Source organism: Kitasatospora sp. NPDC056273, from assembly GCF_042268845.1.
Classification (GTDB): domain Bacteria; phylum Actinomycetota; class Actinomycetes; order Streptomycetales; family Streptomycetaceae; genus Kitasatospora.
On record NZ_JBHJSJ010000114.1, the window covers coordinates 1 to 6,481 of the forward strand.

Here is a 6,481-nt window from a genome sequence, read left to right on the forward strand (position 1 = left end):
GAACGCGGCGGGCCCTCGGGCGTTCCGTACGGGCTCCAGGAGGCCCGTGGGCGGCTTCAGGAGTGCCGCAGCTCCGGCGGCGGGGTGCGCTTGGCGTCCATGTCGTCCACCCGCACCAGGCTCCCCCAGACGGCCATCCGGTAGCGCGAGGTGTACACCGGCGTGCAGGTGGTCAGGGTGATGTAGCGGCCGGGGCCCTCGTAGCCGGAGCGGGCCGGGACGGGCGCCACGATGCCGGTGTCGTACTTGGACGTCTCCGCCAGGGTGCTGTCGACCTTGTAGACGTACCACTTGTCCCGGGTCTCGACCACGACGGCGTCGCCCCGGTGGACGGCGTCCAGGTCGTGGAACTTGGCGCCGTGGCCGTCCCGGTGGGCGGCCAGCGCGAAGTTGCCCTGCTGGTCCCACGGCATCGCGGCCCGGTACGGCTGCTCGTAGACGCCCGCGACGCCGTCGTCCAGGACCTCGGTGGAGGTGCCCATCCGGATCAGCACCTGGTAGTCCCGGCCCATCGCCGGGACGTGCAGGAAGCCGACGTCGTCCCCGGCCGCGAACTGCTTCGGCACGGACCCGGCCTCGGTACCGGGGGCGCCGGGAGCAGCGGACGCGCCGGGGGCCGGGGCGGCGCCGGGCGTCGCCCCGGGGCCGGGGCGCGGGCCCGCGGCCCAGCTGCCGCGCAGCCGGTCGGCGGCCGCCGAGGCCGAGCGGTCCGCCTGCACGTTGGTCCACCAGAGCGAGTAGCCCACGAACAGGCCGAGCACCAGGCCCATGGTGATCAGCAGCTCGCCGAAGACCCCGAGCGCGGCCAGCGCCCGGCTCCGGCCCCGCCCGGCCCGCGGCTCGGGCGGGGCGAAGGCCTCCTGCGCCGGTTCGGCCGATCGCGCGCTCTCGTCCTGCATCTGCGGTGCTCCCCCTCCGGGCCGGGCGGCCGGGCGGCTACCCGCCCGTGATCGCGGCCGGCTTGCCCTGGGCACGCGGCCGTTCCTCGATCATCTTGCCAAAGACGATGAGGCGGAACTTGGAGGTGAACTCCGGCGTGCAGGTGGTCAGGGTGATGTAGCGGCCCGGACCGGCGTACCCCGCGCCGTTCGGCACCGGCTTGATCACGCTCACGTTGTTGGGGGAGGTCTCCGGGATGCCCCCGGTGACCTCGTAGGTGTAGTAGCCGGCCGCGGTCTCCACCACGATCTTGTCGCCCTTGCCGAGCTGGTTGATGTACCGGAACGGCTCGCCGTGGGTGTTGCGGTGGGCGGCCAGCGCGAAGTTGCCCGCCTTGTCGCCCGGCATCCCGGTTCCCGTGTAGTGGCCGACCAGGCCGTTGTCGAGCACCCCCGACTTGGAGGTGCCCTCGGCGATCGGGAACTTCAGCCCCAGCTTGGGCAGGTAGATGATGGCGAAGCCCTTGCCGGGCTCGAACACCTCGGGCTTGTCCGGCGCCGGGGCCGGCTGCCCCGGCTGGACGGGCGCGACGGCCGCGTTGAACTGCTGCTCCAGCTGGTTGCGGGCCCCGTCGGCGGCCGCGTCGGCCTGCACGTTGGTCCACCAGAGCTGGTACGCGACGAAGAGCAGCATCACCACGCCGAGCGTGATGCACAGCTCGCCGACGCTCCGGGCGGCCACCACGAGCACGGACTCCCGGGGGCGCACCCGCCCGGCGCCGCGGCCGTTCGACCGGCGCCGGCCGCTGCCGGAGCGCAGCGAGGTGCGGCCCTGGGCGGCGCGGCGGCGCTCGGCCCGGCCACCGGTGGGGGCCGGTTCGGCGGCCGGCGCGCCGAGGTCCAGGGGCAGCCGCAGCTGGAGGGTCTGGTCGGGCAGCCAGGGGTACTCGGGCCCGTCCACGATGGGCTCCTGGGCCTGCTCGTACACGCCCCAGGCGTCCTCGGGCACGGTCTGCACCGGGATCCCCTGCCGGTACGGCGCACCGCCGGTGCCGTCGCCCTGGCCCGGGTACCGGGGCCCGCCGTACTGCTGCGCGGTGCCGTACGGGTCCGCCTCCGGCTGGAAACGCCCCTCCGGACGCAGCGAGGTCACGCCGGTCAGCCCCGGCCGATCACCGGGGCGAGCCCGGCCGACCGGTCGACCGCCTGCGGGAAGCCGCACTCCGCGAGCCAGTTGGCGAGCATCCGGTGCCCGCCCTCGGTGAGCACCGACTCGGGGTGGAACTGCACGCCCTCGACCGGCAGTTCACGATGCCTGAGCCCCATGATCACGCCGCTCCCGGTGCGCGCGGTGACCACCAGTTCGGCCGGCACGGTGGCCGGCTCGACCGCGAGCGAGTGGTAGCGGGTCGCGGTCAGCGGCGAGGGCAGGCCCTCGAACACCCCGCCGTCCTCGTGCTCGACCGGCGAGGTCTTGCCGTGCAGCAGCTCGGGCGCCCGGCCGACCACGGCGCCGTACGCGGCCGCGATCGACTGGAGGCCCAGGCAGACGCCGAACACCGGCAGTCCGATCCGCGCGCAGTGGTGCACCATCTCGATGCAGACCCCGGCCTCCTCCGGGGCGCCGGGCCCGGGGGAGAGCAGCACCCCGTCGAAGCCCTCGTCGCCGGAGCGGCGGACGGCGTGCTCGACGGTCACCTCGTCGTTGCGCACCACCTCGCAGGTGGCGCCGAGCTGGTACAGGTACTGGACCAGGTTGAAGACGAAGCTGTCGTAGTTGTCCACCACCAGGATGCGGGGCGGAGTGGTCGGCCGGGTCGTCATGCGCGCGTGGTCTCCGTGGGGTGCGGTGCGGGAAGGGAGTGCCGGGCCCGCCGGCTCAGCCGGTCGCGGCGCCGTCGCCGCCGTCCACTGTGACGTCGCCGAAGGGGAGCAGCGGTTCCGCCCACGGGAAGACGTAGGTGAAGAGGAGGTAGACGATCCCCAGCACGAGGAGCAGCGAAATGACGGCCCGGACCAGGGTGTTCCCCGGGAGGTGACGCCAGATCCAGCCGTACATGGTGCTCCCTCGACGTAGCGGACTGGGTTAAAGAGTAGACCCGCCGTGCGCGCCCGCGGGGCCGGTCCGCTACTGCTGGCCGCCCGCCGAACGCAGCTCGGTGGTGCCGGAGTAGCCGGGCAGGCTCAGCTCGCCGCTCTCCTGGACCTTCCAGCCCAGCCCGTACGCCTGGACGTACTGGAGGTAGTTGCGGACCGTCGGGTCCGCCTCGACGGCCGAGCGCAGGGCGTCGGTCCGCCCGACCGCCCTGACCACGTACGGCGGGGAGTAGACCCGGCCCTGGAGCAGCAGGGTGTTGCCGACGCAGCGGACGGCGCTGGTGGAGATCAGCCGCTGGTCCATCACCTGCACCCCTTCGGCGCCGCCCCGCCACAGCGCGTTGACGACGGCCTGGATGTCCTGCTGGTGGATGACCAGGTCGTTGACGCCGGGCTCGGGCACCCCCGGGATGCGCGCGGTGGCGTTCGGCGGGGCGTCGTTGAGGGTGACGGTCAGCCCGCCGCCCTGGAGCGGCTCCAGGGCCGCGCCGGAGCGCAGGCCGCCCAGCTGCGCGGCGTTGGCGGGGTCGTGGCCCTGCTGCTCGGTGAGCTGCTGGGCGCGGGCCTGGAGGTCGGCGAGCTGGGACTGCGCCTGCTGGTTCTGGGCGCTGCGCTGGCGGACCACGTCGCCGAGGCTGAGCAACGAGTTGTCGGTCCGCAGGTCGGTGCCGCGGGCGGTCTGCGCGCTGATGTAGAAGAGCAGTCCGGCGAGCGCGAAGACGGCGCAGGTCAGGGCACGTCCGACAATTCGGGTGCCGGAACGGCGGGTACGGGCCGGCTCAGGGGGAATCGACAAATTAGTCACCGTACCCTTATCTCCTCTAGACCCGCCGAGCCACTACGCTAACGGACGCCGGTGGCATGTGGCGGAGCGGTCCCCAGGACGTTTCTCCACAGCCGACCGCGGCCGATTCCACCCGCTGCACCCTGCGCGGTCTCACAGCGCATCGACAGGAGAGCTCCTCGTGCCGAAGTCTCGACTCCGCAAGAAGTCCGACTACACCCCGCCGACCACGGCCGCGGTGAAGATCAGTTCGGGCCGTGGTTGGGTCGCGCCGCTGATGCTCGCGCTGTTCCTGATTGGCCTGGTGTGGATCGTCACCTACTACGTGACCAGCGGCACCTACCCGGTCGAGAGCTGGCGCAACTGGAACATCCTGGTCGGCTTCGGCTTCATCGCCGCCGGCTTCGGCGTCTCCACCCAGTGGAAGTGACGCTCCGCCCGTCCTGAGGCTCGGCTTCGAGCCGTTTCCCGCCGCTCCGGATCGCTCGTCCCGGGGCGGCGGTCAGGCGTGCCCGGAGCCGGGCGGGAGCGCACCGGAATCCGGTCGGTTATCCCCACCATCGGACTGTCGGGCTTATCCACATGGTTATCCACACTGGGGAAAAGTCCCCCGGGCCTGTGGATAACTTTCCCCGGCGGGCCCGTCCACAGCTGTGCATAACTCCCCGGGAACGGGAGAACCGCACAGCAGGACACGCGTAGAACACCAGTCCGCACCCGGGTGGTCGCACAGCCTGTGCACAACCCCGCACCCGCTGTGGACAAACGTCCGAGGCGTCAGGCCCCGTAGAGGGCCGTCCCGGCCAGCAGCATCCCCGCCTCGACCGCCACCGCGCCCGCCACCGTCAGCCCCTGCACCAGGCCGCGGCGCTCGCGCGGGGCGTACATCAGGCCGACCGCCGTCAGCGAGCCGAGCAGCAGGCCGCCGACGTGCGCCCGCCAGTCGACGCCCGGGCGGGAGAAGGTGACCACCAGGTTGAAGACCAGGAACGCCATCGCCGGGCCGAGCGGGCCCTTGTTCCGCAGCTGCAGCACGATCGTGGCGCCGATCAGCCCGAAGACCGCCCCGGAGGCGCCCACCGAGTTCATCCAGCCGCCGGCCACCAGGAAGGCGAAGGTGCTGCCGCCCAGGCCGGAGACCAGGTAGAGGGCCAGGAAGCGGAGCCGGCCGAGCGCCTCCTCCAGCGACGGGCCGAGCCAGTACAGCACCAGCATGTTCATCCCGACGTGCCACCACTCCAGGTGCAGGAAGGTGGCGGTCAGCAGCCGGTACCACTGGTCCGGGCCGTCGGCGATGCCCGCCGGGCCGCCGAGGATGTCCCGCCCGGCGCTGAACAGCGACCAGGTCTGGCCCAGCCGCGGGGTGAGCACGAAGGCGGCCAGCACCCAGACCACGATGTTGAGCCCGATCAGCACCCGGGTGACCAGCCCGCCGTCGGCGGCCAGGGCCCCGCCGAACCGGGTGGTCGCCTGCCGCGACCCGGTGTGGCCGTTGCCGACGCACTCGGGGCACTGGAAGCCCACCGAGGCGGTCACCATGCACTGCGGGCAGATCGGCCGCTCGCAGCGGGTGCAGGAGACCCCGGTGGGGGTCTGCGGGTGCCGGTAGCAGTCGGGCGGTCCGGCCTCCGGGGACCGGTCGACCGACGGCCTCGGCTCGTCCGGGAGCATCAGCGGGTCCCCTTCCCGTACACGACCTCCGAAACCGCCAGCCTACTGCCGCGCCACCGCCCCCGGACCGGCTCCCCCACAGCCGGACCCGGCTTTCTCCGCCCCGCCGGGGGCCCTGTCCTCACGCCCGCCCCGTCCGGCCCGCCCCGGCAGGGGCCCGCGTACGGCCCACCCCGACATGCCTCCGGACAAATCAGCATGCATGATTAGCATTCAGGTGGATATGTGCATAAAGGACACCACCCAGGAGGAGAGACTCGTGAGCTTTTCGGATTCGGCCCGTGAGACGGCCACCAGGACCCGGGACACCGCCGCACAGTTCGCGGACGGCGCCAAGCAGCGCCTCGGCCCCGCCTTGGACGCCTTCGGTCCGAAGGCCGCACAGGCCGCCCACCACCTCCGCTGCCAGTACGACCGGCACCTCGCCCCCCAGTTCGGCCAGGCCTTCGCCAACCTGCCGCCGGAGGCCCAGCAGAACACCCTGAAGGCCCTCCACCGGGCCCAGGAGGCCGCTCTGGCGGCCCGCCTGTCCGCCGCCCGGGCCGCGGACCAGGCGCGCGCCACCGTCGGCCCCAGGGTCGCCCAGGCGGTCGAGGAGGCCCGCGCCACCGTCGGCCCGGTCGCCCACGAGGCCCAGGCCCGCGGCGCCGCCGCGCTGACCGCCCTCCAGGGCAACGTCAGCTCGGCCGAGATCAGCGAGCTGGCCGCCCGGAACGCCAGGAAGGAGCAGTGCAACCGCCTGGCCACCGGCCTCGCCGTGGCCGGCCTGCTGGCGATCGGCGGCGGCATCGTGGCCTGGCAGTGGTGGCGCCGGCACAGCAACCCGGAGTGGCTGGTCGAGCCCCCGGCCCCGCAGGAGCCCCGGCCGGCCGGCGCGCACGCCGCCTCCACGCCGGTGAACGGCTCCGGCCCGGAGGCCGTCGCCGAGTCGACGGACGGGTCCCCGACCGCCGGGAAGGACGGCCCCGCCGCCGAGGACGGCCCCGGGTCGCGCTGACCGTACGGGCGAGCGCCCGCAAACGCCGATCGGCCGCCGACCAGGATCCTGGTC

8 protein-coding genes are annotated in these 6,481 nt (G+C 73.4%); 2 read left to right on the forward strand and 6 right to left on the reverse strand.

What is annotated here, in order from left to right; all coding sequences use genetic code 11:
• Positions 1-56: 56 nt before the first annotated feature.
• From ACFCY1_RS41170 to ACFCY1_RS41190, 5 genes are all read right to left on the reverse strand, one after another.
• Entirely contained in the window at positions 57-899 is an 843-nt protein-coding gene (locus ACFCY1_RS41170) for a class E sortase (protein ID WP_375877799.1), read from the reverse strand.
• A gap of 37 nt (positions 900-936) precedes the next feature.
• Positions 937-2,031, reverse strand: coding sequence for a class E sortase (locus ACFCY1_RS41175; RefSeq protein WP_375877800.1), 1,095 nt, complete (start codon positions 2,029-2,031; stop codon positions 937-939).
• A 5-nt stretch (positions 2,032-2,036) separates the two neighbouring features.
• Positions 2,037-2,702 (reverse strand): aminodeoxychorismate/anthranilate synthase component II, encoded by a 666-nt coding sequence (locus ACFCY1_RS41180; protein WP_074002166.1) that lies wholly within the window; start codon positions 2,700-2,702, stop codon positions 2,037-2,039.
• A gap of 55 nt (positions 2,703-2,757) precedes the next feature.
• The gene (locus ACFCY1_RS41185) at positions 2,758-2,937 is read right to left on the reverse strand and encodes a hypothetical protein (protein WP_049656795.1); all 180 of its coding nucleotides are present in this window, start codon (positions 2,935-2,937) and stop codon (positions 2,758-2,760) included.
• Between the two features lie 69 nt (positions 2,938-3,006).
• Positions 3,007-3,771: a DUF881 domain-containing protein gene (locus ACFCY1_RS41190; protein WP_375877801.1), complete on the reverse strand. Its 765-nt coding sequence runs from the start codon at positions 3,769-3,771 to the stop codon at positions 3,007-3,009.
• A 169-nt stretch (positions 3,772-3,940) separates the two neighbouring features.
• On the opposite strand from ACFCY1_RS41190, the gene crgA reads away from it, so the two are divergent.
• Complete coding sequence (gene crgA / locus ACFCY1_RS41195) at positions 3,941-4,189, forward strand: cell division protein CrgA (protein ID WP_049656797.1); 249 nt, start codon at positions 3,941-3,943, stop codon at positions 4,187-4,189.
• A 347-nt stretch (positions 4,190-4,536) separates the two neighbouring features.
• Here the strand turns inward: crgA and ACFCY1_RS41200 are convergent, their stop codons facing one another.
• Entirely contained in the window at positions 4,537-5,430 is an 894-nt protein-coding gene (locus ACFCY1_RS41200) for a rhomboid family intramembrane serine protease (RefSeq protein WP_049656798.1), read from the reverse strand.
• 259 nt (positions 5,431-5,689) lie between these two features.
• On the opposite strand from ACFCY1_RS41200, the gene ACFCY1_RS41205 reads away from it, so the two are divergent.
• On the forward strand, positions 5,690-6,427 hold the full coding sequence (locus tag ACFCY1_RS41205) for a DUF5324 family protein (RefSeq protein WP_074001946.1): 738 nt from the start codon (positions 5,690-5,692) through the stop codon (positions 6,425-6,427).
• Positions 6,428-6,481 lie beyond the last annotated feature (54 nt).